Origin of the sequence: Thalassomonas sp. RHCl1 (assembly GCF_947387555.1) — a bacterium.
In the GTDB taxonomy this organism is placed as follows: domain Bacteria; phylum Pseudomonadota; class Gammaproteobacteria; order Enterobacterales; family Alteromonadaceae; genus Thalassomonas.
Genome location: NZ_CANDNZ010000003.1, coordinates 496308 through 522427, shown reverse-complemented (window position 1 = coordinate 522427; position 26120 = coordinate 496308). Strand labels below are relative to the sequence as shown.

Below are 26120 nucleotides of genomic sequence, written 5' to 3'. Positions count from 1 at the left end.
ACCTATTCCTTTTAGCTTCCATATTAAAGAAAGATAACCGGCGATCTCGAGTTTTTAAAGTTAATCCTGGGGTAAAAAGTTGCCTTAACATTCAATTTTGGGGATATCCTGCCAACTGTTGGGCTTGCCTAGGGGCCATTTCCTGGTGGCCGGGGGCTTGCTCTGCTTAGATGAAAGCTTCCCAACGGAATGGCCGGCACTTGGTCTATCGACAAAATTACGGCGCGCGGCGATCAAAAAGCCGGCTACCGGTGTTCTGTGGTTGCTACACAGCCAGCTAACCAATCAAATAGGGGGTGAAGTGGGTAGGGCGCCTACTTTGCTAATCTGGAAAGTAGCCTATACTTCATTTGCCTTAAAGTATCTTTAATTTCTTGTTTCAGATAATGAGAAGAGATTACTAACATGACAGATAAAGAGTTTTACTGGGATTGGCATAAGCATGAAGATACGCTCTTCACTGCTCGTGGGAACTTCTTTTTAATAACTGAGTCGGTGTTTCTTATAGGAATGATTAGGCTTGTTGCAGCAGACATATCTTTCTTATCTTTCATATTATTTTTATTGTTGGATTCTGTCGGTATAACCATATCCATTATTTGGATTTGTTCTAGCTATAAGCAAATATTCATTACTGAACGACTTATTAAGAATAAACTTAAATTGCTTGAGCCTAAATGGAGCAAGATATCAGCATTAGGAGCCAAACAAGTAAAAGTGCATAATCTAATAGGGATTGTATTACCAATAGTCTTTTCAGGGATCTTTATAGCTTTGCTGGGTATTGAGGTTTATCTGTTCTTTAGCGATTAAGGTCTTAAGTCTGTTCGCTTCGTAGTATTGCACCCTTTTTCTTTCTGATAGTTTTTTAATTTGATTCTAAATTGGCTCTCGGAAAAGCAGAGGTCCTTCAATGAAAAATCAGGTCACCGTTGATACCGTAAATAAAAGGGCCCAGCGAAGATAAAGTGCTTATAACACCGAGCCCTTGGTTTACTCTGAAATAATACATAGCTTCACTCAAAAACTTAAGTATTCAATAGAGTCCCTGCAAAATTGGCTGGTTAATTCAGTTAACTACATGATTTAGAGACAAAGGGATTTTCGTTGCCCTGGATTTTGGCTTTTTCATGGTGGATTTTGCATTCATCAGCATCAACAGGATCGGTTTTGTCCCAGGCGGTGAAAAGTTGGCGCTGCTTTCTGCTGATCTTTAGCCCGTATTGCTTTTCGAAATAGAAATACGTCCGTGCTATATTGCCCTGAATGTTGGGCGCCGGTTCAAATTCTTTGCCTTTGAAATTTACTTCGGCATCACACTGACCATAAACCCGGGCTTCACCTGGGATCATGCTGTATTTAAAATTGGATCTATCCCCGTTGACTTCACCGATGGCCGGCACAAGGTTATGCAGATCACCTTCCATTTGCTTGAATTTCGGCGAATTATCAGAGCAATATTTGCGCTTGCCGGTTTGCCAACACTGCAGCTGGTGGCCAAACTCCCACGCGGGAACAACATGCTCCCATTCGATCCGTTTAGCTCTTTTATTTATCTTGCCTTTCTTTGTCTTGGCGTTCCGCGGTTTATATCCGCAATCATCTGTCACCGGCACCAACTTTTTTTTAGCTTGCCATTTTATGGCGCAGCCGCAATAGAAAGTTTCCGGATTTGCTTTATAGATGTTTTTGAGCTGCTTCTTTGCCTGGCTAAAAGTTAAAGCTTGGGAGAATACCGGCAACAATAGGACAAAAATTAATGGTAATTGCTTCATATTATTGTCTGAATATTAGTGGTGAAAGTGTCAAGTTAGCTACTAACTTTAATAAAGGGATAACACTAAAAAAACAAGGAATAATTATGAAAAATATGATCGTAACCCTTTGTCTGCTACTTATTGCACTTCCATATTTTACAATGGCTTCAGGCAAACCTACTTTAATGAGTACAAATAAAAAATGTCATGATGAAAGAAGCCCTGACTATGACAAAGTTAAAGATACGGGAAGTAATAATTTTGTCACTATGGAAGAATGTATAGATAAAGGGGGAAGTGTCCCTTACCGTTCGAGCGTTTTATATGCAAAAGAAAAAAGATATGAACAGGAAAAAAGAAAAGAAAAAGCAATTGAGGATGGTGACAAGCTAGAGGTTGCAGCTGCTGATAATGAAATAAAAAAAGCTGAAGAAAATTTACAGTTTGGTGGTTGGGACTTTAACTTGGCTATCGCATTATTGAATTATGGTAGTGATGAGTTTATTGATGGTGTAACTATCGAAAATAAAGAAATAAGAGTTGATCATGTAACCTCAAACCAAGGTGCGTTAATGCTAGAAGCTCATCATTATTGGGTAGAGCAAACAAGTGATTTTGTCTGGGGGTGGGGGCCTTTTTTCTCAATTGGCCTTGCTAAGGAAGAAGGGGGAGATCCTCTTTCAACTTATGGAGCAGGGTTAATGGCAGGCATTAAGAATGGTGATAGTACATTTAATGTTGGAGTAGGATATTACATTGATACTGATTTTGTTAAATTTCGGAAAGGAATCAAAGAGGGAGATCAAACAGAAGAGACAGATCCTCAAAAACTGTTACAAAGAACTGATGAAGATGGTCTGATGATTGTTTTTACTGCAACCTTTTAAAAAGCGGCGATAACAATTTTTTGGATCGATTTTGGATCGATCCAAAGTGCCAATCAGAATAATCTAGTGCAGCGTGCTCTTGCAGGGGCCGCATTATATGGTACTGAGGCATACTGAAAACCATAGCGCGAGGGTTCGAATCCCTCCCTCAAAGGTTCTTCGCATGTAGATTTAGAGCATTTTACCAAAGTTTGTCTCATGTTATAGTTTTGTAACATTTAAACCTAAGGTAAGAATCTAACAAAATGGAAAGGATTATAAATTTTGTTTTTATATTTCTTTTAGCTTTCTCTGCGATTGAAGCAAGTGCCAATGATGCTGATCACAGGCGCAATGTTGAAGCTTGTAACAACGGTTGGGCTGGCTGCGACAAACGTAAGTTAAATCAAGAAGAGTTGAAAGCTGCGAATGCAGCTGATTACAGGCGTAACGTTGAGGCTTGTATCAATGGCTGGGCTGGGTGCAACAAGCGCAAGTTAAACCAGCAAGAATTGAAAGCTGCGAATGCTGCCGATTACAGGCGTAATGTTGAGGCTTGCACAAACGGTTGGGCCGGATGCAACATGCAAGAGCTTAACCAACAAGAACTGAAAATTGCGAATGCAGCTGATTACAGGCGTAACGTTGAAGCTTGTATCAATGGCTGGGCCGGGTGCAACAAGCACAAGTTAAACCAGCAAGAATTGAAAGCTGCGAATGCTGCCGATTACAGACGCAATGTTGAGGCCTGCACAAACGGTTGGGCCGGGTGTAACAAGCATAATTTAAATCCGCAAGAGCTAAAGGCTGCAAATGACGCCGATTATAGGCGCAACCTAGAAGCTTGTAATGGTGGCTGGTCATCATGCAACGAGTATGCTTTAAATAAGGCTGATCTAGAAGCTCTTCATAATAAAATAACCGCGACAAAGCCCAAAGAATCAACCGCTACTTCAAATGTTTATTCATTTCCCCGATCTAAAGTTTGCGCAGAGAATGGGAGTTGTTATGGTGACATAAGCGCTAATACTGGCAGATCAAAAACCGTGCATGTTAAAGGGTACTATAGGAAAGATGGAACTTATGTTCGAGGCCATTATAGAAGTAAGCCCAGGAATTAAATATTTTGTTTAATATATGATGTATCACAGGTATGAGTTGTTCCCTTATACAGTAGTATTTAGACTGAGAAAAACTTCTAAGTTGTTGTTTTCCTTAATTTCCACTTTTTCATAAAATTGCGATTTTTCCACAGGAGAAAACAACCAAATTTAAGCTTAAGTATATGTTTTATAGCATAAATATGTGCTGATGCGCCGGAATCTTGAGGGGGCAGTGCCGTCTTGAAAACTGAGCATCTGTTAACCCCGGGGAATCAGATTTTGGCTGTCCGCCTTTGTGCTGATGACGGTTGAAGGGTCGGTAATGTTGTTGGTATCAGCCGGATAAGGTTTGTGGCCAAGACCAGCATCGGGAGTGCTTGAATAAACTATATCTTTTGCAAAATTCGATAAAGCTGCTCCAACTCTTGCTTATCTATATCTAATGACATATTCATTAAATAGCTATCACCTTCATTGTGAGCTTTGCCGCCTTCTTCAGTGATAGTGATGAAGACCGTTCGTTGGTCTTTTTCACATCTATTTTTAATTATATAGCCTTTATCAGAGAGTTTATTGAGTGCCCTGGATACATTGGGGCTTTCATCAATCATTGTTTGTTTGAGCTGGTTTACTGTTAATGTTTTTTTAGGGGCATGCGCTAAAGAGTGTAGCAACATTAACTGCACCATTGATAAATCTGTAGGCTTTAACAACCTTGATACTTCTGCTTTTTGCTCTTGAGCAATACATGCCAATAACCCAAAGACTTTTTGTTCAACAGATAAATCTGAATTAATAATAAGTTCTTTTTTAGCCAAATTTTTCTCCTACAAAACGCTGACAAGTATACACACCAACAGAAATCCATAATAGTCCTTATGGTAATCAAACTCCTTTGGCGCCAATTCTCTCCCTGTTTTATTAGATCTGGAATATTAACGTCTAAATTATGTGTCTTGACATTATATTCCATGGATCATATATTCGCCTGAAATTAAATTTCATATCCTCAACGCAAGAAATATCTGGAGGTATAAATGATTGTTGTACATCATTTGGAAAATTCGCAGTCCATCAGAGTACTTTGGTTGTTAGAAGAACTAGGGATGGATTATAAAGTCCAGTATTACAAAAGGGATGCCGAAACATCGCTTGCTCCTATAGAGTTTAAGGGTCTTCACATTGTTGGCACAGCCCCATGTATAACAGATGGTGAATTAGTCTTACCTGAAACTAACGCCATTTTGGATTACATAATAGATAAATCCGGAGGCAGTCAACTTCGACCGAAACCGGGGTCGGAGCAAAGAGTGAGATACCTTTATTGGTTACATGCAGCACAAGGAAGTTTTATGCCCTTGTTGTTAGATGCGTTGATATTTAAACGTATGATTAATAAAGTCCCATTCTTTCTAAAGCCAATCATGAAGTTTGTTGTTGGCAAAGTTGAAGTAGCCTATTTAAAACCAAGACTAAAAAACATGCTTACTCATATTGAAAATGAGCTAGGTAAAAGCACTTGGTTTTCAGGAAGCGAATTCACCGCTGCTGATATCGTGATGGGGTACTGTATGGATGTGGCCGCAGTGAGAGTTGGCATGGATGACAGTTACCCCAATGCCCAGGCATTCTTAAAAAGAATGCGTGAACGCCCGGCCTTTAAACGGGCCATGAAAGAAAATGGCGACTTTAAACCGTTTAGCGAATAGATTGAGGGAGTCGCGAAAGTTGGACAGCCAAACGCGAAAGTTGGACAGCCAAAAATTGAATTATACCGATGACAATATCATGAATATCAGCCAAAGTAACAAGGGAATTATATTTATTTTACGAACGGATGTTTGTCTTTCAAAAAAGAGGTAATCGAAGAATTTAGAACAAGATAGACCTTCACTATCAATTAGCGGGCATCGTTACTGTTAAAGCTTGAAGATTAGTGAAAGATAGCTTCCTGCTCTCGCTGTCCAGCAATCCATTTTTTCCCCATATGTTGGGCATAAAGGGATAATTCCGCTAAAGAGCCCACTGCCCGGTGATATTTTTTGCCAAAGTGCTGCGCTAAGTCTATCCAGTCATCACCAGAAAACCCTAGTTGCTGTAATAGCGGATAAGCATTTTCATCAATATAACCCCGCTTATCTTCTCTAATGACTCTACCGGTAGCTTCCACCAGCTCGAAGTAATCAACAAGTGAAAAAGCTATACCGTAGGGTTGCTCTTGATGTTCATTGCCAATAAAACCGAGTAAGGGCTTAACTTTAAACGGAAGCGTTGATGGATTGTCTTGCTTACTTGCTTTATCATGTGCCCGCTCGTATGCTGAGGTGTATTCCGATTCTTGTACGGTACTTGCCATTTTAGCGCGAATGGGGTTTAAATCGACATAAGCCATACAAGCGAGTAGCGCTTTTTCATCCAGCAAGGCTTGAGATTTAAATCTGCCTTCCCAAAAGCGCCCCTGGCAGTTATCTTCTTTATTTGCTTTACGGGCAATATACTCATTAAGACTGCGCATCAACCAGGAAATATCGCTGAGTCTGCCGCGCCATTCTTCGATAATCTCCAATGCTGCAGCCTTCTCAGTACTTGTTTTCGCTTCTCCGGATAACCAGCGCTCGACTAAAGGTTTATTGGCATAGAGTTGTAACCAGCGACGACAAACTTCTTCATGGCTTCAGCTATTGGCTTCCTGTTCATTAACATATACCACTAAGTGATAGTGATTTGACATCACCGCATAAGCGGCCACTTCAATCGCAAATACCGAGGTAAGAAAACGGATACGGTCAACCATCCACTGCCGCCTGTGCTCATAATTCTTGTTGGTGTATTCATCGTCACCGCACAGGAAAGCGCGGCGAATACAGCGGGAAACCAAATGGTAATAACAGGTATCGGAAAGGGAAATTTGAGAACATCGTGCTTGAGTCATAGTGAACACCATTGCCAGTAGAAATAACTGTGACACAAAGGTAGTTCAGCTTTTCACATTTACCAAAGTTTGGGTGTCCAACTCTGCCCAACTCTGCCCAACTCTGCCCTTCAAAAAATCCCTGCTAATTTCTTAGCAGGGATTTATATATAAGAAACAGAGTTATAATCTCTTTTATTTAATTAAAATAATTAGTTACATCCATCGCTGGTTCGGCAAATTCCGTTTATCTTAACATTGGTTGAATCTGTGACAATAATTTCTTTATGCTTACTGCCAGTTAAACCTATAAAGGAAATGTTGGATGCATCAACATTTTCTGTATCGTTAATTTCAATCCCAACTACATCTTTGTTATCTGTAGTAGCTTTTCCAGCATTTATTTGCATTCCTCCGCATTCGTTAGTTTTTCCTACAGTTACATTTTTGACTTTATATCCACCAGCTAGCTTATCACGGGTAAATAAGCCAATAGATTTCGCCCCAAACGCTTCCCAATAAAGATCTGAAAATGTAATATTTGCATCACAAATATTAATGCCATTGATGTCTGAACGCGCATCCTCATTGGTTTCAGCAGCAATACCTGCGAAACGGACATTTGTTACAGTTAACCCATTAATTTGTGCTGAAGCTGGCTCTATATTTGTTGAACCTGAACGTACGGCTTGAATTACAACGCCTGAAAGAACATCATCGGCTTTAACCTGGTTAATACTATTATTACTTCCTCTGGCTTTAACAATAGAACCGGCAAAGGTGTGTCCAACTACGTTCTCTACCGAAATACCGTAACCGCTGGAAATATACACGCAGTTGTCATAGATACTCGGAATAGGATCGTCATTCGGATTCGGATTCGGTTTACTGTAGTCTAAAGGTTGTTCGCTGGCATATTGCTCATTAATGTTACAGCGAATAGCGTTAACGTTAATCTCTTTACTAGAACTGCCAATAACTACCGCTGAACCTGAGTTTTGACTCCAAATATCCGAGATATCTCTAACAAATGAATAACCTTCATCTCTTATTGTAACTCTGTCTATCCTGACAGCTGATGTCCAATTTCCACCTACAGGTTCTTCATTACTAGCTCCTTTATTCGCATTACAGAATTTTTTATCTTCTGGTAACTTTCTTAATTCATCAAAACCATGTCGGCAAGCATAGCCATGGTCAAATACTTTAGTAAATGCATCCTGCTCTCCGTCTAACGCTCCTATATTAAGTAGCTGGTCCATGAAACCTTCATTTTTGATTTTCTTGATATCAAAACCTCTAATGCCATGAACATTAATAGGGTGAGTAAAACCACTACTATGAATATTTGATACACGGACAAAGCCAGCACTCTTTATATATAACAATGAGTGGTAATAATTTTGTTTGCAACTGTTGTCTTTACTACAGACTTCTTCACAGACTTTTTCACCGTCTTCTTTACAGAGTTTATCTGCATGCGTTTCATTAAAAGGTAACTTAATCCAGTCTTCAAAGGCATCTTTGCTACTGTCAGCAAAATAACCTACAGCATTTAAATACTGAACATCAACAGCTAAACGAGAATTGTTAATGTTGCCATCAAATATTGAGCCGATATTATCAGAAGAGTAGTCACACACTTTGATGGTTGCCCATTCGGGGGCGGTTAATGTATCACCATCTTTAGTTCTTATGTACAGGCCTTTTTTCTCAAGTTGAATCGGGCTATTTATGCAGTAGGTTTTTTTGCTCGCCAATAAAAGTTTAGAGTCAATATCGGTATAAGGTATATTACTAGTTCGACCTAGAACTTTACCAGATGAGCAGGATAACGCGGCTTTAAAAGCACTAGTGTCATCTATTATACCATCACCGTTGGCCCCAAACTCTTCTGGTGTAAGTATTCCATTTCGGCCTTCTCCTGTGCACACATTAAAATGAATATCGCTGGCAATTGGCACCCTTGAACCTTCACTATCTATCGCAACAAGATCGATTTTGTAGTGTCCAGGAGTTGATTCTAAGTCTCTTAGGTTAACTTCCCATTTATCGCCTACCTCCCTGGCATTTTGGGTGTGGTTATTACCAGTTAATACTGCTTCGACATTCGCTACATCGCCGCTTGTGTTAATCACTAATTTATCGTTTTCGTCAAATTGTGCGATGACATTAGTGCCAGGATAGAAACCTGATTCCACAAAGCCACTGGGAGGTGTGGTATTTTTTGTTACTGTTAGCGACACAGCACCACTAACGGTAGAGCCGGCCTTTTTGTTAGAAGGAACAGTTTTGTCTTGAGCCACTGCTTTAACGGAATAGGTACCAAGACTCGGGACTGTCCAGCTGAATGAGTACTCACCTGTTTGGGGGTTAGTGAGAGTAGCATTACCTTTGTAAACATCATCAATATAGAACTTAACGAGTTCAATACCTGCCAGATCGCCCTCATCATGATCTTGCGCTTGTGCTGTTAAAGTAATATTGCGTGAATCAGGAAGGCTGACTTCACCAGATGATAATACTTCAACAGTAGGTGGCGCATTGTATCTTATTTGGTGATAGCCCAGATCCTTATAGCCGTCAGGCTGACCATTGCTATTATAATCCAGCACAATAACACGATAGTTATTCGTTGCTTTACCTTTGTATTCTTCAGGTATATGGAAAACAAATTTACTACCATCACTTTGATCACATATGGCCTCACCTAAAGACTTATCGCCTGCACCGCCAATGGCACCATTACCATCGGCATCTAACCAGACACGTACTTTATTAATATCAGAGTCAATATCCTTGCATTGACCCGAAATGATGCCATTGTCCATTTCATTGATAGGCTGAAGGCTACCTTCGGGCTCATCATTTATAGGGTGAATTGTGACACTAACAGTTGCAGAAGCTGAATATTCACTATCAGTTACAGAGTAAGTGAAGGAGTCCGTTCCTGTGGCGTTACCATCTGGTGTATAGATGCGGTTAGAGCCACTACCTGAAACCTGGCCTTTAGAAGGCGATGATGTAATGGAATAAAACAGTGAGTCACCATCAGGATCACTACCAGATAAACCGACGCCAACAGAGCTGTCTTCATTTACCGTAACGCTTACATTAGCAGCACTTGGGGCTCGATTTGGCGGTGGAGGAAGCACTATAGTGGTGGATGCAGTATTACTATTGCCACTACAGCCAAAACTATTGCAAGCCTGTACTGTATATCGATATGTACCTGCAGCATATAATCTTCGAGCTATTGGACTTGAATACTTGGTTGTCAGGTGGGAACCATTCTCAAATAATTTGTAACTGGTAGCCCCTGATACTGCACCAAAACTAATATTAAATATCTGGCCTGACTCAGACTGAGAGGGGGCTGAAATCGAAGGTACCGATGGTTTGGAACCAATGGTTACTGACACAGTATTACTGTTAGAGCTACAACCAAAACTGTTACAAGCTTGTAGATTATATTGATATGTGCCTAGCGCATATAATCTTCGACTTATTGGGCCTGAAGATCTGGTTGTCAGGTGGGAGCCATTTTCAAATAATTTGTAACTGGTTGCGCCAGATACTCCGCCAAAACCGATATTAAATATCTGGCCTGACTCAGATTGAGAGGGGGCAGAAATAGAAGGGGTGGAAGGTTTCGCGCCAATCCCCACATAAACTTTATTACTTTCAGGGCCACATCCGGAACTATTACAAGCCCTGACGGTGTAGTTATATGAGCCATGTACTGTTAAACGACGACCGATTGGACTGGATGTTCTAGTGGTTAGATGGGACCCATTTTCATATAACCTGTAACTGGTGGCCCCAGGTACAGTAGAAAAGGAAATATTAAATATAGTGCCAGATAAGGCTCTGGCAGGAGCTGAAATAGAAGGGCTGCCTGTTGGCGCAGCCGCAAAAGCCAGATGGCTAAATAAAAAAATGATAAAAGCAAATCCATGCTTTAAATTAAAAAGTTTCAAAATTGTTACCTCATAAATGATCCGTATTATTTAAGGTAGATCTCTAGAACCAGGGGAAAATAAGAAATTTCCATATTTCCAGAATTCTTCCTCGTAGCGAAATCTAACATGGGCACAATAGACCATCAATTGTAGTGGTCGATAATATCCGGACAAAAGTGACCGATCTGAAACAATTTTTTATGTTACTTAATAAAAAGGTGATATTTCATTTGTGGTAGTAGTTTGCTGACTTTTTGTAATATTACGATAGCTAAAACTTTCGTGGCGTGATGGTAAGTTTTTGGGTGTCCGAGTTTGCTACGCTCCCTTATACAGTAATTTTTTAATATTACTAAATTGATAAGTGATTGTTTTCCTTAATTTCCACTTTTTCATAAAATAGCTATTTTTCTATAGTTAAAAAGCGTTGATTATTAACGTAAGATTATGTTTTTGTTATTAAAGGTGTATTATTGTGCCGGAATCTTGAGGGGGCAGTGCCGTCTTGAAAACTGAGCATCTGCTAACCCCGGTGAATCAGATTTTGGCTGTCCGCCTTTGTGCTGTTAGCGGTTTGAAAGTTCAACTTTCTCGTTCCGTGGCGACAAGCGGACATTCAATTACCATATAATTTCAGGGCCTGATGGTATAATGCCTGTAGGATTGATATGGCTATGAGAAATATAGTAATGTGCTTTCATATAAGCTATATCAACGGTCTCACGAATGCTTTCATTGCTTACCAGGTTCAGCATGTATCTATATAAGTTCTTAAACGCTTTTAATGGCTTTAAATTAGCTTTGAAGTGAACCTCATATACAGCTTCCATTCTTACCAGAGTCGGCAATAGAAAGAAGTCAGATAAAGTTATTCTATCGCCAAAAAGATATAATGATCTTTCCAATTTTTTGTCCAAGTTCTCTAGGGCAGAAAAGTAGTCCGAACTCGCTGTATCATAGTCCGTTTGATTTTTGGCAAATCCCACGTGGTAGACATTACGATTAATATGTTGGTGCAACCAGATATTCATTTCTCTAATCTCATGTTCAAGCGATGTTGGAATAAGGTTGCGGGGTTCTTTGCCAGTGCCAGCCAATTGCAAGCTAAGTTTTCAGCGATTAACGAAGAGTCATTCTCGGCAATTGTATTATGAGCCTTATCCCACAGGACAGGCACAGATACTCTTCCCGAGTAATCATTCTTTGCCTCTAAATACAGATCAATCAAACGACTTTTCCCATTTACTTTGTCAGGAAATTGTTCGTTGAATAGCCAGCCATTGTCGTAACGTTTTGGAGCAACCGAGGATACCGAAATGGCATCATCAAGACCCAAGTATTTAATAACCAACAAGGGGCGATGAGCGAAAGGGCATGCAAGCGACATATACAAATGATACCTGTTTTCCTCACTAATGACTTCAGAAGAAAATCTATCTTCAAATGCCAGTTCAGTTGCTTCTTTATTAATTTTCCAAATATCTTTATCTAAAACAGCCATAAGTTACTCCCGTTTATAAAATCAATGTGGCTAATCAGAAAGCATTGAACGAAGCATCCAGGCCGTTTTTTCATGCTCACGCATTCGATCAGATACCAGTGATGCAGATGATTCATCTTCCGCGCTTTGAGCAAGATTTAGAGCAATTCGGCAGGTTTTAACTATTTGCTTATGACCCAAAGTTAAAATCTTGACCATCTCACTCGCACCTGGAATGTCTTCAACCTCTGCAATAGAACTCAATCTGGTAAATGCTTTGTATGATCCGGGGGCTACTTCACCAAGAGAACGTATGCGTTCAGCTATTTCATCAACAGCAGTTGCCAACTCGTTATATTGCTCCTCAAACATTAAGTGCAATTCCCTGAAGTGCACTCCCGTTACGTTCCAGTGGAAGTTATGAGTTTGCAAATAAAGCGTGTATGAGTCTGCTAGCAAGTGCTTGAGTGATTGTGCAATTTCCACTCGTTTTTCTGCGTTTATTCCGATATCTATATTCATTTTTGTGATCTCCAATGAAAGGTTTAAAAGATGAATTCACTATAAAACCTGACCTGTAGTAGATAAACATCACATTGGTGATAGAATAGTTTACTGAGAGTTGATAATTGAGAAGTTCAATGGATAAATTAAGGGCTATAGAAGTATTCAGGCGAGTAATAGAACTTGGCAGTTTTAGAGCAGCTGCTGAGGACTTAAACTTATCTAAAGCCGCCATCAGTAAAAATATTAATGAGTTAGAAGACTTTTTAAAAACAGCTCTTATCAATCGAACGACACGAAAGCTGCATATAACTGAAAGTGGCCAAGTCTATTATGATCAGATTAAAGTCATATTAGATAATTTAGCCAGTGCTGATCTGTCGATGATCGAATCCTCTAATGTACTAAGGGGTTCAGTCAAAATTAGTATCCCAATGACATTAGGTGTTTTAAAAATAAACCCCATTATTTGTGACTTTATGAAATTGCATCCTGAAATTTCGATTGAAGTCGTCATGAGTGATAGTTACATAGACTTAGTAGAACAAGGGATTGATATCGCTATCAGGGGAGGAGGGCTACTCAAAAATTCCAGTTTAAAATCACGTAAGTTATTAGATATTGAAAGGGTGGTATGTGCCGCTCCGGAATATTTAAAAAATGCTCCTGAACTGGAAGTTCCTGAAGATCTCACCTTGCATAACTGTTTAATTTACACTCTCTCATCTTCAAAACATTGGACTTTCAAAAAAGGCGAAGAAACTCAATCTGTTGATTTAAACCCTGGTTCTTATGCTGTAAATAATGGTTTGGGCTTAAAACAAGCGATTATATCCGGATTAGGTGTGACATTAACGCCTAGGATGTTTGTCGACGATGCTTTAGCTAATGGTGATGTCGTTGAGTTACTTCAGGATTGGCAAGCTGAAACACATGCTCTTTATGCTATTTATCCATTTCATAAAGAGCAATCACCAAAAATAAGAACTTTAATCGATTTTTTAGTTGAACACTTGCCTGGCTAAGTCGACTTAACTTTGTTTGTGCTAACTTTTTGTAGATAAAATGTCGCGATAACAGAAAGTATGATACCGGGGTATATCGGGCTATTAATTGACTGTCCTTTTAAAACGAATTGCAGCAACATGACTAGCGCTGGCGTCATGAATACATAAGCCATTACTTTCGTTGGACCAAGTTGAACAGTGACTTTTTGCATTATCAGCGTGGAGAATAAAGTAGCAAATAAGGCTAAGTAAAGGATATGAAAATAATCTGTTTCACGGACCTTCTCTATTTCTAGTGGCTGTCCGATAAAAATCAATACCAGCGTCATCCAAATAGCCCCGCCTATTAGTGTACAGAAAACCATGGCTGGCATACTTTCGCCTTTATACAAAGTTTTCATAGCAATGGAGAATCCTGCCATCGAGAAACAGCCCATTAAAAAGTATAAGTCGCCATTATTTAGCGATAGAGCAAAGATAGTGTTGATATCTCCTTTAAATATTACCCACATAGCTCCGACTGTTCCTATTGCATAGGCGTTCAACATATACCCGGAGATGGTTTCTCTGAAGAAAACAAAGCACAAGACAGCAGTAATAAATGGCACCAGGGTATACAGGGCGGTAGTGTTTAGTGCCGTTGTTGTTTCCAAAGATTTGAACATACACAGAAAAAATACCGAGTAAAAAAGGCTGATAATTAAGCTTTTAGGTAATACTTTTTTAATCGCGGACCTGTGTTTTGGAATCATTAGTATTACCGGGGAAAATGCTATTACGGCACCAATAAATCTTAGCAGTGTTAAAGCAACAGGATGAATGACACCTGATAATTCAGCCGCAGATAAAAAAGACCCGGCAATGAAAAGAGTCATTAAAATGGCTAACCCATGAGACGTTAGATTTGTCATAACTACCTCTAAAACTGGCATAGAAAACGAATACCTGAAATTCTAAATATCCAGCATCAGTAGATAAACATAGCTTCAGTAACAAAACTGTTTACTCTTGGTTAATAATTAAGTTGAGTGATAGTAAATAAATGTAGTTTATTGAACGATATAGTCTACCTTCGGTGAACAGTAAGTTGACTGAAATCGGGTTTTTCTTTGATGTCTCTGCTCCTAAACTGCTCACTGTTAACCGAATCGCATCATAGTGATGCATTGACAGGAGCAAATTATGAACAAGTTATTAAACATGGTTTTTATAGCCGTACTTTCAACTGTGAGTGTGTCATCAGCGCTTGCAAGCCAACCTTCAAGCAAAGGTCAGTTAACCTTGTCATTTAGTGATGGTAGAGCTGATATAAACGGGGTCGAAGCTGTTAACCAATATCTGTTAAAAGTAGGTGTGAGAGTCAGTACTTTACCCTTGCCAGAGGAAGCAAAACCAATTCTTAAAGCGTCTACTAAGCGAGCAGTAACGCAAGAGGAAAGCGAGAAGTTATTGTCTTTGTTCTCGCTTCACAGAGGCCAGTTATTGGATGAAATCGAGAAGGCCGGACGCAAGCCTGAAGCACACCGTGGCGGTTACCTGTCAACTTCGGAGGTTGGTGTCGCACCTTACCCTAAGGTGTATGATATGAATGCAATGACAACAGAAATTAAATACTACTTACAGAAAAAATTTGGCAAACTCCACGTAAATAGCTCTAATGCCGGTGTTGGCATTGATGAAGTAATGACAATCGTTTCTGGTGGTTCCTGGACTTGGTTTTTTGTCTTACCTGATAATGTCGTGGGTAAATTGACTTTAGGTTACGTAGGTTTGGATAGCAAAGCTTGGCGTATTAGTTACCCCGGCCTGGTACCACATGGCGGCTACTTAGACTCTGATTATGGTTTAGTCGTTGCCTATGCTCACGGACCAAAAAACTTCGTCATGCGATATGAAGAGCCAAGTGTAGAAGGTACAGAAACTTTGAACGATAATCCTTGGATTGATTTTTCAGGTGACAAACCTAAGCTATTGAAAATGGCTAAGTAAATTATTGAAGCCGTTGCAAATAGAGACGGGCTGTCAACAAGCCCGTTTCTATTGTTTAATAAGCCGCCAATGTCTGCTAATGGCACTGAGCCGATTCTCAGGTTTGGTCTGAACTAATCCATATTAATGCTGTTTAGTTTGATGAAGCCAATAGTGTTTCGTTAACTGCTTCTCTTAACAGCCTACGGTTTAAGCGGCTGTAACCGGACTCGGTAGAGCGGGTAATTCTCTTTAACTTCGTCTTTACTTTGCTGTAGAGGTTTGAAGAGCCCTGATCCAGCTTCAAAGCTTTACTCAGGTAAACTTTATTTTCCCCCAGTTGCCAGCCGTCCAGCCCCAGCTCGCCATGTTTAACCGAAGAGGCGGCAGTAACCAGTAATGGAATATTCTCTTGCTGATGAAAATCATCAACAAAGGCTTTCACCTGATCCGAAGTACTGGAAGTGATATCCAATATAATCATCTTAAGCTCTGAATACTGGCTGTCGGTGAGCTTGGATGCCTTGGTCATAATCGGCGCATCGGTCGTGTTGACGCAGGGATTATTATCTATATGCAGAATAAGAGGTTTTCGACACCACTCGACAAAGGGCTGTAAATCATTAGGTAAGGCACCGATTAAGAATTCCTTATCTTCATCATCATCCGGCTCAGTAACTGTGCTGGTTTTCTTAAGCTCATCGATCAGACTGGTAATCGTGGGACCATAGTGCTCATTTACATATTTATAGGTATCATCACGATCAGTCTCTTTCTGCAAAGCGGCTTTATACATCATGTTTTCCAGGTGATCGAATAATAAATCGGCACGGTTAAAGTACTCGTTATCTAAGGTGCGGTTCCAGGACATAGATGCTTCAAAGTAGGAATATTTTAAGCAGCTATAGGGAATAGGCATCTGATCTTCATTTAAGTCTAAAGAGTCCATTGCTTCTTTTAGCGCTACCATAGGGCCAAAGAGGGAGCTCATGCCTGAGGGGCTGTAAAAATTTTGCTGGCCGCTCTCATCATCAGAGGTATCTTCAACATCGAAAAAGGGATTTTCCTGTACCGTTTGTACGACCATGTCATCGGCCATACGTTTAAGCGCCTGCGACAGGTTTTTATAGTCCGGATAAGTACGTTTTTTCTCCGGTGCGTATTTTTTTAATGCCGTGGTAAAGATATTAATCAGCAGTTCAAACAGCGCCTTAGGTTCCTGCTCCACGTCTAACTGGGTGAAGTCGTTGTCGAGCGGACTGTCATGTAGCCCTACATCATCGTCATCCAAATTGCCGGTAGCGTAGGTATTATAAGCTAACATAAACTCATCTTTATTCGCTTTAACACCAAAGCATCTATTGATATCTTCTATCGAAAGTACCTGACCTTTACTGCTGGCTTTTTCCTCTATCTTGGCCCGTAAGATTTTATGGCCACAGGCACAGGCAAGTCCTCCCCTGAATTTATCTAACACCATGTGTTTATATAACCCCGGGTGTATTTCTATTTCTTTCTCTGATAAATCCAAAAAGCGCGCCTGATGCGGACAGGCAGGATTATAATCGTTAAAAGTGAGCGAGCCTAAGGCTTTATCTGCATCGACAATGCCCTGGATCACACAGTCGATAAACTTCTGGTTTGGCGTAATACCCAGCGACAATCTGACTCCTGAATGGACATCGGTAATGGTGGGCGTAAGAAAGCCAAAACTCTGCCTTCTGGTGATGATCGGCCAGGCTTGTTCTGCTTGCAGGCGAAGATTGATATGAGCCAAGATCCAATGGGTAGCAAACTCAGGGTAGCCTTCGGGAATGTCTTTGCCACTACCGGGAATGTCATCAAAAAGGATGATCAGGCAGGGATAATTCGCATTCAGCTGATTATTGTCGATTTTGAAGAAGCGGTTTTCGTCGTTTTTGGGCTGAAAGCCGTTCACTATCTTCTCCAAGGTCGCCAGTTTATGATTTAAAAGACGATCGATCACCCCACGGATACTGCTATTATCGGCGCGTTTTTTCCGTCGTTTCTTATTTGCCGTGTGGTATCTGAAAACATCATCCATGGCGCTGGCATTGGCGCCAACATTATAGGCATAAACCTGGTCGAAATAGCTCAGGGTACGCTCGCCAAAAGCATTTAATCCTTGTCCATGGAAGTCATGCTGTTTTTGTGAGCGCCGGTAAACACCTTCGCTAAAAGGCTTACTGGAAGCCGCCTGTAAATCATAGGCCTTTACATCCCGTTCTCTATCCTTTGTTTTTTCCAACTTAGAGGTTTTAACTTTATAAATTTGCGTTTGATCATCGAGCATATTAAAGCCTCTAAGGGCCTTAAAGCTATCTCTTAGTTTTCGGTATGTCACATAACTGCCGCATTTTTTGACCGCTGTTTGGATAACGGAATAGTCTGCTTTTAACTGTTGCCAGCTACGGGACTTAGGTGATTTCGGGTTTTTCTGTGTTTGCAGCAGCTCGCGCTTAAAATCCTCACATTTACCGTAGAGGTCATTGGTTTTAGAAAGTCTTTCTAAGGTTGCATTTGACGGGTACATAGGGAGTCTGTTGATATGATCGACAACAAAGTTTTTATATTGTTTTTCAACTTCTTCCAGGCATTTTATAAATTCAGCACTCATATGGCTCTTCCTTATATTGGCGGCAGTTAAGGTGATAACGACGAATATTTGTTGGAGCTGATATGGTAACGGTGACTAAAATGACGAACTCGGCGATTACTCTGCTAAACCCGGTTATTTCATGTATTGAGTAATTTATTGTTTAGCTTGGATAAAATTACGATATTCTTTTGTGGGTAGCTATTTTATATTTAAGCTTTTAATCCAACCTTCTGATTTGAATTGCAACATCTCTGATTTTTACAGATGTCTTACCTGGTTTCTGTTTTAGTGTTATATCAGGCTTCCCATACGCTGTTAGCCCCTTATTTCTTGGTTATCATAAAGACTCTGCTTTGAAGTTACTTAATCAGCAAGGTGTATTAATCATGCAAATTATATATAAGATTATCAAAAATTTAGCTATGGACATTCGAGACTATATTTCGTAGTGTATAAATAATACTCAAGATTTATATGGATCATAAATGTTGTTTGATTTAATGCCAAAATGGACTAGTGAGGAATATGAAGACTTACTTACTGGTTGCCTGTCTACTTTTAATCGAAATTTGTCTTTATTGGAATATTCTAATTATGAAGAGGGATTTTGGTTAAGACACGATGTTGAGCTGGATATCGATTCCGCATTACTTACAGCCGAAATAGAGTGTGACTTAGGAATAAAGGCCTCATATTTTATTTGTTTTGAATCTCCTTTTATTAAGTGTGAAGATCTTGCCAACAAATTAGAAGTTATTAAATGTTTTGGGCATCATTTATATTGTCATTTGTTGGATTCACCTTCAAGAGAACATAAGTTAAAACTATTCAAAAATAAATACCAAATAATTTCAGAAGATTACGTTACATATCACTCTCCTACTACTCCTGTTTCCGAATTGGTTAATCTGAAAGGAGCGGGTGATATATATAGAGGTTTGGTAAATAAGGATGTGAGCTATTTTTCTGACTCTACAGGGAAGTGGAGGTGGGGGAACCCTCTAATAGACGAAAAAGAATTTAAAACAGTTCAAATTCTGACTCATCCATTTTGGTGGTCTAAAGGTAAGCTTTATAACTCTAAGACATTTGATCCAAAAGAAATTATAGATTTTTTACCTCAACTTGCGAAAGCAAATTATTTCTAAAGTAAACAGAATGAAGGAATTATTGAATGACTAAAATGACTGGATTGGGAACCTTTCCATTTACAAGCGCATTTTCACCGGTAGATTTTGATAAGGCAGCGAGAATACTTGATGCATATTTTGAAGCTGGTGGTAGATATATTGATGTTGCACCAACTTATGGTTTTGGATCTATTGAAAGTTTTCTTGGTGAATATTTAGCTGATAAACCAAGGGAGTCTTTTATAGTATCAACAAGTTGTGGTTATGTTCGAGATGGAGATTCTTTTAAGGTTTCCGGAAAGTATGAAGATGTGATGAAAGATTTAGAAGAAAGTTTAGATAGACTGAAATTGGATTATCTTGATATCTATATCTCACATATACCTGATTTGAACACCCCTTTTGGAGAAACGGCTTCTGCGCTTCAGAAAGTTATGGAAAACGGTAGTGCTAAAAAAATAGGTGTTTCTAATGTGACTGATGAGCAATTGATAGAATACGCTGAACATGCAGATATAAAAGTAGTTCAAAATAGACTTAGTTATATTAACAGATCAGTATCTCAGAGAATGCAGACAACATTAGACGAGATAGGGGCCGAGTTTGTTGCATATCAAGTGATAGAAAGAGGGCTTTTGACTACTAGAGGGCCTCGACTGAAAGCTGATAATGACTTAAGGCATAGAAAGCCTGAATTTGAAAAATCAGCAATTGAAGAAATTAGAAGTTTTGTAGTCAATGAATTGAAAGGTTTGGTTGAACCTTATGGAATGAGCACAGAAGAAATAGTTGTGCGTTGGGCACTTTCGCAATCATACGTAGGTATTGCTCAAATGGGAGCTACTGAAGTTGAAGACGCAATTAAAATTGCAAAATGGTCAGAGCCATTACCTAGTAAATTACTTAATGAAGTTGATGAACTGTATAAAATAGCCAATGAAAATCTGCAATTAAATGAGAAATCTGGCTTTAGACAAGTAATGGGCTTGGATACCTATGACGTCAGAAGTGGCAGTGCGAGTGGAAAATAGCTCTCCGACGTTTTTGAGTGCTAACCGTAGAGCTGTAGCTGTATTTGCAGGGATTCGATCTCAATACATGAAATTGGCCTCATTACAAAAAGCTTATTTTCAGTCAAGTGATTTGTCTTTGATTTTTATAGATACGGGACAACATTATGACGATGTTTTGGCGAAACAGTACATTGAAGAGTATCAAATACATTTTGACTATTCATTAAACTGTGGAGACAAAACTATGAGTTCTACAGAAGTTTTTGCAAGAATGATAGTCGAATGTGAAAATATCTTAAGAAAAATAGAGCCTTCTGCAGCAATTGTATTTGGGGATGCTAATTCGACGTTATCGGCAGCTTTGGCTGCTAGACGATTAACTATTCCATTGATACACGTGGAAGCTGGGTTAAGAACTAATTCTAGTACTAGTGAAGAGTTAAATAGAGTTATCGTAGACAGAATTAGTCAACTCCACATAGCATCAACTAAAAAAGACTATGCCCGATTGGTACACGAAGGGTATGAAGCGACTTCTGAGTATTTAGGAGATTTAGTAAAAGATCTCGCGGCGAATTATACCACTCAAAACTTGGATAAAAAGGAAAATAAAGTTCTAGTATCTATACATCGCGACGAAAACACTCGTAATTGTAATTTAATACTAAGTATTCTTGGTGAATTACTAGATAGTAATTTTTTTATTCATTTGATTACACATCCTAAGGTAGCTAAACGGAAAGAATTTCAAAACGCACACATTTTAAAGCACGAAAAAGTAACAGTGACTCCTTCACTTCCACATCATAAGCTTTTGAAATTAATGTGGAAGTGTAAGTTTTGTGTTACTGACTCTGGAGCATTGCAAAGAGAAGGTTTTTATGTAGGTACTAGAAGTATTGTGATTCAAGAATCGCCGTTTTGGCCAACTTTAACTGATGCAAAGTATAACATTAAAGTTAATCCGGGGGACTGCTTTAAATCTAAAATTTCAGAGATTGAGAAACCGTTTGATGGATACATTGATGATTTTGGAAGTGGTAATGTGGCTGAGGAAATATTGAACTTTGTAAATTTATGGGTTAATAAAAATGTTGAAAGTTAATGAATCTTTGCAAGCTGTCAATCTAGCGATTTCAAATATCTTATTAAACAAGCTCTCCCAGTCCTTTTTCATAAAAGAGTTAGATGCGGGAAGGTTATTGTTCCCTACATATTTAAATGTCGACCTAAGGACTCGTAATAATCAGGTCAGTGAATGGCGAGTTGTTTTTGACCCAAAGTCTGAAAGGGTCAAATTGCGACAGAATTACCTTCCTATAATATCAATCCAATCTGAAGAAATAGAGCGTCTAGTAGCTTCTGGGGCATTGGATAATATCATTGAACAATACGGTTCAACAGGGCTAAGAAAGAATGAAGCGGGTAAGAATAATTACATTGAGGTAATTGAAAAGCCTGAGCATGAAAGTGGGTGGAGGCAAAATGCTCTAAGTATAACGGCTCAAGATCTAATGATAGGTGACTCATCACTTTTGGTTGTTGCACCCGTAGGTAGCGGTAAAACGACTTTACTTCGCAGCTATGCTCTACAAAAAACTAAAATGTTTGATGAAAACCTTGTTAGTGCGCCGCCTCTTTATATTGAGTTAAGAATGGTTTCACGAAGACTTCTTAATATTATCAATAATGAAGGCAAATTATCTTTAAACGATATCTTTGAACATGGAATAAATCAAAATTTAGGAAGTGAAAACCAAGAAAAAAATGAGCTTCTTGTTAAATGTTGGCTAGATCGTAAACCTGATATTGTACTAGATGGTTTTGACGAGATATTTGTAGAACTATGCATAGCTGATAGCAATGTTCTCGTTGAAGAACTGAATAGAATTCTAATAAACCTCACCCAGCTAGGCTGTAAAGTAATAATATCTTCTCGTCATGAATTAAAAGAAAAATTAGAAAAACTAGAACTTTTGGAAGTTGAGATAGCTCCAATGTTACTTGATGAAGCTAAGCAGACATTAGTCGATATGGGAGTTACTCTTGCTTCAGATAAATTGATTAACCAATTTCTAAACACTGTAGATACTGACTTACGAACTAGGCCTTTATTTATTGCCCTGATAGCTCAATCCTTAAACAATTGTGGTGGGCTGGATGTGACATCGAGAAACGAAATTATCCGATGTGGTATCAAAGGGCTAGTAGATTATTCGATTAGTAAAAGTAAGTCTTATAACGATATTAGTGAGATGCTAGGAGTGAATTTTAGCGAGTTTCTAACTGTCATTCAAAAGCTCAGTTTTGATAGCTTATTGGGTGAATTAAGTAATGCAGGCTCCGAGTTAGACTGTTATACCATTTCTATAGGCGATATTCTCGTCGCTTTTGATAATTTAGAAATAGACGTAAACCCTAAAACGTTAAAGAAATTTTTAATTTCTAACTCTGGATTAATGTGTAGCGACGACTGTACAGCTAATTTTTCCCATAGAATATTTCATGAATTACTAGCTGCCGATTATCTAGTCCAAGAATTTAAAACAAAAAATAATCATGAGTCGATGCTAAACGCTTTTGAAAAGCTTCCAAGTCGTTTTATTCCCGTAGTAGACTTATATGCTGAAACTATCATGAGTGAAAGTGGTCATCGGGTTTTAATTGACCTTGCTTGTTGCTCATTGGAAAGAGCTGAATTGATTGATCAAAATCACCCATCTTACTATCCTCTAATTTGGTTAGCCTCGGCGACTATTAAAACAGCTCTAGATTCCGGTTATACAGTATCAAAGCGTGACTATTGGCTCGTTAATGAATATAAAAAGCTATCGGCAATAGCTTTATCTAACAGTAAGTCTTTAGACAATAGAAAGCGTCAAAATTTATCTGAAGTTCTAGGAATTCTTGGAGATGATAGAGTAGGAGTTGGAGTTGATGAAAGCGGACTTCCAGATATTCGGTGGGTTGATATTCCAAAGGGGCAGTATGAAATTGGGTTAGGTGAATACCAATTTATGGCTCTAGATTCTAATCGTTGTGTCCAGCTTCAAAGAGAAAGCCCACTTACTATATGTGAATTAGACAGCTATTCTATTTCTTTATATCCAGTAACATGGATGCAGTATGTCGTATTTGTTAAAGATGAATTTGGTTATAGAAATGATGATAATTGGGAATACATCAAACTATCACCTACAGAGAAAGATGAAAGAATTGGAAAGTTACTTAATAGCCCTTCGATTTTAAATGCACCTGTCACATCCATAAATTGGTATGAAGCTAAAGCTTATGCAAAATGGTTATCTAAAAAGATCGGCAAAATAGTTGATTTACCATCAGAATATGAATGGGAAGTTGCAGCTAGAGGACCCAATAACTTTATGTTTCCTTGGGGGAACGACTTTGAAGATAAAAGTTGTAATTGGAGCGGCGCTGGAATTGGTAGAGTCATGCCTGTTGGGTGTTTTGGACATGTTCAATCACCGTGGAGGGAAGGGCCTCAAGATATGTTGGGTAATATTTGGGAATGGACCAATAGTTATGCTGGTGAATTAGATACTACTGACTTTTATGACTACAAAAAGTCTAACTCTAATGAAAGTTTAAATCACCCGTTGAGGTTTGTAGTGAGAGGGTGTTGCTTTCTAAATGGAGTAACTATGTTAAGAAACACGTATAGGGGAAATGATTCAAGTTTATCAAGATTTGATCGGCAGGGGTTCAGGTTGATAAAAAAGGAGCAAATATGAATCACTTTACTTGCGTTGTAAAAAAGGGAAATGGTGTCGAAGCTAAAGATGGAGATACCTTAAGTATTCACTACAGGTATGCCAATAATCCTGAAAAATTGCTCTCAGATACTGAATCAATACACTCTACCTATCTTTTTGGCAAAGCGATATCCGTATCATTGAGTAATGAATATTTAAGAAAATCAGTCTATGAGGCTTTAGTCCATCAAACAGTGGGGTCGACTATTCAGATTCGTGATACAGAAAGAAACTGTTATTTAGAAATCTGGATAGAAGATATTGTAGACAAAAGCTCTGAAAGACAAATAATTTCTTATAGGAGAGTTATGCCTAACTATGACGTAACAAGTGAAATAAAAGAGAAAATTGCTCGAGCATTACGTTCTGCCCATAAGCAAAAACAGGGGGTTTGTTTGAATATTGCAAAAGCATTAAAAAGCGAAGTGGCAGAGTGGTTCTATAAGCAAGATATCTCTTTTAAAGAGTTAGAAGGTGCAGATGACAGTATGTTCACTTTGCTACTAGATCAAGATTCACATAATCGTTTGAGCAGTATTGTAATAAAGTGAGGCAGGCATGGAAAATATTATGGAGTTTTTGAACTTGGAAATGGATGCAAGTATTGCACTTTCTATTATTGGGTCTTCATTATCAGCAGGTAGCATTGTCATGGTGTATATAATGTTCTCACTTCAACGGTGGACGGAAAAGGTAAACGCGCTTTTAGAACAATCTATAACGATGTCTACACATTCTGCTCCAAAAAGTGTGGATAGAAAATTAATGACAAAGCGCATTAGTGAAATGAAAGGTAGATATCCACTTGTATCTGTTTTGCTATTTGCTGCAATTATAATTACGCTTTTTACCGTTGGTATAGTAGCAGCAATAAAAGCAAACACCAATCTTAGTTTCTTATTAACGGGGACACCCCAAATAGTATTTTTATTAGCATATATTGCTTCTTGCTTGACTGCTTGGACAAAGGGGCATTCAGATTTGGAAGAAGCGAGTGAATATTTGGGAGTTAAAAAATGAGTAATATTGCTCTAATTGGTTGCGGAAGCTGGGGGAAAAATATTGCGCGGGTTCTTAAAAGTTTAGATTCATTGTACTCCATTACAGATACTGACCAGTTAGCTACTCAAAATTTGAGTTATAAATATAATGTCTGCGTCAAAGATTTCAAAGATGTCCTGTCAGATCCCTTGGTGGACGGAGTAGTTATAGCAACTTCAGCAACAACGCACTTTGAACTTGCATGCAAAGTGATAAATAGTGGTAAGCACGTATTTGTTGAAAAACCTATGACTATTTGCGAGAACGATGCTGAAAAGTTGAATAATTTGGCGAATAAGAAGAAGCGAATATTAATGATTGGTCACTTGATGCACTATCACCCTATTTATAGAAAAATAAAGGCTTTGATTTCAACTGATTATTTAGGTCAATTGAAGTACCTCTATTCAAATCGATTGTCTTTAGGTCGAATTCGAAGCGAGGAGAATGTGTTGTGGTCTCTTGCTCCACATGATGTTTCTATGATACTTGATTTAGTTAATGAATTTCCAACTTCTGTTGAAGCTACAGGCGTTGGTTTTTTATCAGGTGAAAATTTAGATAGTGCGATTATTAATTTGGGATTTGGAGAAGTGTTAGGTGCTCACGTTCACGTATCATGGGCCAATCCGTTTAAAGAACAGCGCCTAGTGATTGTTGGTGATAAGGGAATGTTGGTATTTGATGACTGCGAAAGCTCATGGCAAAAAAAACTTGTTTTTTATGAGCACAAATATCATGTCGAAAAAAACGGAATTCCTATGTTTAATAAGGCCTCCCCAGTGTTTATTGAGGTAAAGCGTGAGGAACCACTTTATGCTGAAATTAAACACTTTATTGATTGTATCAAGGATAATGTTGAACCTATATCTAACGGAGAAGAAGCGTTCAGTGTTGTGAAAGTGTTAGCACTAGCTGATAAGTCGATTTCTAAAGCTAGACATTATTCTGTGGATGCCACCTGAACAATTGATAAATAGATTGA

The 26120-nt window shown here is 38.8% G+C and carries 23 protein-coding genes; 13 read left to right on the top strand and 10 right to left on the bottom strand.

Features of this window, described 5'->3' with window-relative positions; genetic code table 11:
* Window positions 1–405 precede the first annotated feature (405 nt).
* The gene (locus QL234_RS12635) at window positions 406–813 is read left to right on the top strand and encodes a hypothetical protein (RefSeq protein ID WP_281558198.1); all 408 of its coding nucleotides are present in this window, start codon (window positions 406–408) and stop codon (window positions 811–813) included.
* A 260-nt stretch (window positions 814–1073) separates the two neighbouring features.
* Here QL234_RS12635 and QL234_RS12630 read toward each other — a convergent pair whose 3' ends face one another.
* Window positions 1074–1745 (bottom strand): endonuclease, encoded by a 672-nt coding sequence (locus tag QL234_RS12630; RefSeq protein ID WP_281558197.1) that lies wholly within the window; start codon window positions 1743–1745, stop codon window positions 1074–1076.
* A gap of 116 nt (window positions 1746–1861) precedes the next feature.
* Between QL234_RS12630 and QL234_RS12625 the strand changes: the two genes are divergently transcribed.
* Complete coding sequence (locus QL234_RS12625) at window positions 1862–2644, top strand: hypothetical protein (RefSeq protein ID WP_281558196.1); 783 nt, start codon at window positions 1862–1864, stop codon at window positions 2642–2644.
* Between the two features lie 245 nt (window positions 2645–2889).
* The gene (locus tag QL234_RS12620; RefSeq protein ID WP_281558195.1) at window positions 2890–3744 is read left to right on the top strand and encodes a hypothetical protein; all 855 of its coding nucleotides are present in this window, start codon (window positions 2890–2892) and stop codon (window positions 3742–3744) included.
* 368 nt (window positions 3745–4112) lie between these two features.
* Here QL234_RS12620 and QL234_RS12615 read toward each other — a convergent pair whose 3' ends face one another.
* Window positions 4113–4544 (bottom strand): MarR family transcriptional regulator, encoded by a 432-nt coding sequence (locus tag QL234_RS12615; RefSeq protein ID WP_281558194.1) that lies wholly within the window; start codon window positions 4542–4544, stop codon window positions 4113–4115.
* 219 nt (window positions 4545–4763) lie between these two features.
* Here QL234_RS12615 and QL234_RS12610 point away from each other — a divergent pair, with 219 nt between their 5' ends.
* A complete protein-coding gene (locus tag QL234_RS12610) occupies window positions 4764–5435 on the top strand; it encodes a glutathione S-transferase (RefSeq protein WP_281558193.1) in 672 nt (223 codons plus the stop codon).
* A gap of 224 nt (window positions 5436–5659) precedes the next feature.
* Here the strand turns inward: QL234_RS12610 and QL234_RS31900 are convergent, their stop codons facing one another.
* From QL234_RS31900 to QL234_RS12585, 6 genes are all read right to left on the bottom strand, one after another.
* On the bottom strand, window positions 5660–6292 hold the full coding sequence (locus tag QL234_RS31900) for a hypothetical protein (RefSeq protein ID WP_348650712.1): 633 nt from the start codon (window positions 6290–6292) through the stop codon (window positions 5660–5662).
* A 108-nt stretch (window positions 6293–6400) separates the two neighbouring features.
* On the bottom strand, window positions 6401–6658 hold the full coding sequence (locus QL234_RS31895) for a hypothetical protein (RefSeq protein WP_348650711.1): 258 nt from the start codon (window positions 6656–6658) through the stop codon (window positions 6401–6403).
* A 191-nt stretch (window positions 6659–6849) separates the two neighbouring features.
* Window positions 6850–10617 carry an Ig-like domain-containing protein gene (locus tag QL234_RS12600; protein ID WP_281558192.1) on the bottom strand — a complete coding sequence of 1256 codons (3768 nt, stop codon included), beginning with the start codon at window positions 10615–10617 and terminating at the stop codon, window positions 6850–6852.
* A 602-nt stretch (window positions 10618–11219) separates the two neighbouring features.
* A complete protein-coding gene (locus tag QL234_RS12595; protein WP_281558191.1) occupies window positions 11220–11630 on the bottom strand; it encodes a glutathione S-transferase family protein in 411 nt (136 codons plus the stop codon).
* On the bottom strand, window positions 11627–12100 hold the full coding sequence (locus QL234_RS12590) for a hypothetical protein (RefSeq protein WP_281558190.1): 474 nt from the start codon (window positions 12098–12100) through the stop codon (window positions 11627–11629). Before QL234_RS12590 ends, QL234_RS12595 begins: the two co-directional genes overlap by 4 nt.
* A gap of 30 nt (window positions 12101–12130) precedes the next feature.
* Window positions 12131–12601, bottom strand: coding sequence for a Dps family protein (locus QL234_RS12585; protein WP_281558189.1), 471 nt, complete (start codon window positions 12599–12601; stop codon window positions 12131–12133).
* A gap of 119 nt (window positions 12602–12720) precedes the next feature.
* On the opposite strand from QL234_RS12585, the gene QL234_RS12580 reads away from it, so the two are divergent.
* Window positions 12721–13608, top strand: a complete 888-nt coding sequence (locus QL234_RS12580) for a LysR family transcriptional regulator (protein ID WP_281558188.1) — start codon at window positions 12721–12723, stop codon at window positions 13606–13608.
* Here the strand turns inward: QL234_RS12580 and QL234_RS12575 are convergent.
* A complete protein-coding gene (locus tag QL234_RS12575; protein WP_281558187.1) occupies window positions 13605–14522 on the bottom strand; it encodes a DMT family transporter in 918 nt (305 codons plus the stop codon). The two genes, QL234_RS12580 and QL234_RS12575, sit on opposite strands and share 4 nt — an antisense overlap.
* 250 nt (window positions 14523–14772) lie before the next feature.
* Here QL234_RS12575 and QL234_RS12570 point away from each other — a divergent pair, with 250 nt between their 5' ends.
* Window positions 14773–15579: a hypothetical protein gene (locus tag QL234_RS12570; RefSeq protein ID WP_281558186.1), complete on the top strand. Its 807-nt coding sequence runs from the start codon at window positions 14773–14775 to the stop codon at window positions 15577–15579.
* Between the two features lie 133 nt (window positions 15580–15712).
* Here QL234_RS12570 and QL234_RS12565 read toward each other — a convergent pair whose 3' ends face one another.
* A complete protein-coding gene (locus QL234_RS12565) occupies window positions 15713–18196 on the bottom strand; it encodes a hypothetical protein (protein ID WP_281558185.1) in 2484 nt (827 codons plus the stop codon).
* 467 nt (window positions 18197–18663) lie between these two features.
* Between QL234_RS12565 and QL234_RS12560 the strand changes: the two genes are divergently transcribed.
* The 7 genes from QL234_RS12560 to QL234_RS12530 are packed head-to-tail and all read left to right on the top strand — an operon-like array spanning window position 18664 to window position 26100.
* On the top strand, window positions 18664–19326 hold the full coding sequence (locus tag QL234_RS12560; RefSeq protein ID WP_281558184.1) for a hypothetical protein: 663 nt from the start codon (window positions 18664–18666) through the stop codon (window positions 19324–19326).
* A gap of 26 nt (window positions 19327–19352) precedes the next feature.
* Complete coding sequence (locus QL234_RS12555; RefSeq protein ID WP_281558183.1) at window positions 19353–20339, top strand: aldo/keto reductase; 987 nt, start codon at window positions 19353–19355, stop codon at window positions 20337–20339.
* On the top strand, window positions 20305–21426 hold the full coding sequence (locus QL234_RS12550; protein WP_281558182.1) for a UDP-N-acetylglucosamine 2-epimerase: 1122 nt from the start codon (window positions 20305–20307) through the stop codon (window positions 21424–21426). The genes QL234_RS12555 and QL234_RS12550 overlap by 35 nt, the downstream gene beginning before the upstream one ends.
* Window positions 21413–24073, top strand: a complete 2661-nt coding sequence (locus QL234_RS12545) for an SUMF1/EgtB/PvdO family nonheme iron enzyme (protein WP_281558181.1) — start codon at window positions 21413–21415, stop codon at window positions 24071–24073. The genes QL234_RS12550 and QL234_RS12545 overlap by 14 nt, the downstream gene beginning before the upstream one ends.
* Window positions 24070–24645, top strand: coding sequence for a hypothetical protein (locus QL234_RS12540; RefSeq protein WP_281558180.1), 576 nt, complete (start codon window positions 24070–24072; stop codon window positions 24643–24645). The genes QL234_RS12545 and QL234_RS12540 overlap by 4 nt, the downstream gene beginning before the upstream one ends.
* Before the next feature lie 7 nt (window positions 24646–24652).
* Window positions 24653–25114, top strand: coding sequence for a hypothetical protein (locus tag QL234_RS12535; RefSeq protein ID WP_281558179.1), 462 nt, complete (start codon window positions 24653–24655; stop codon window positions 25112–25114).
* Window positions 25111–26100 carry a Gfo/Idh/MocA family oxidoreductase gene (locus tag QL234_RS12530; RefSeq protein ID WP_281558178.1) on the top strand — a complete coding sequence of 330 codons (990 nt, stop codon included), beginning with the start codon at window positions 25111–25113 and terminating at the stop codon, window positions 26098–26100. Before QL234_RS12535 ends, QL234_RS12530 begins: the two co-directional genes overlap by 4 nt.
* The last annotated feature ends 20 nt before the right edge of the window (window positions 26101–26120 follow it).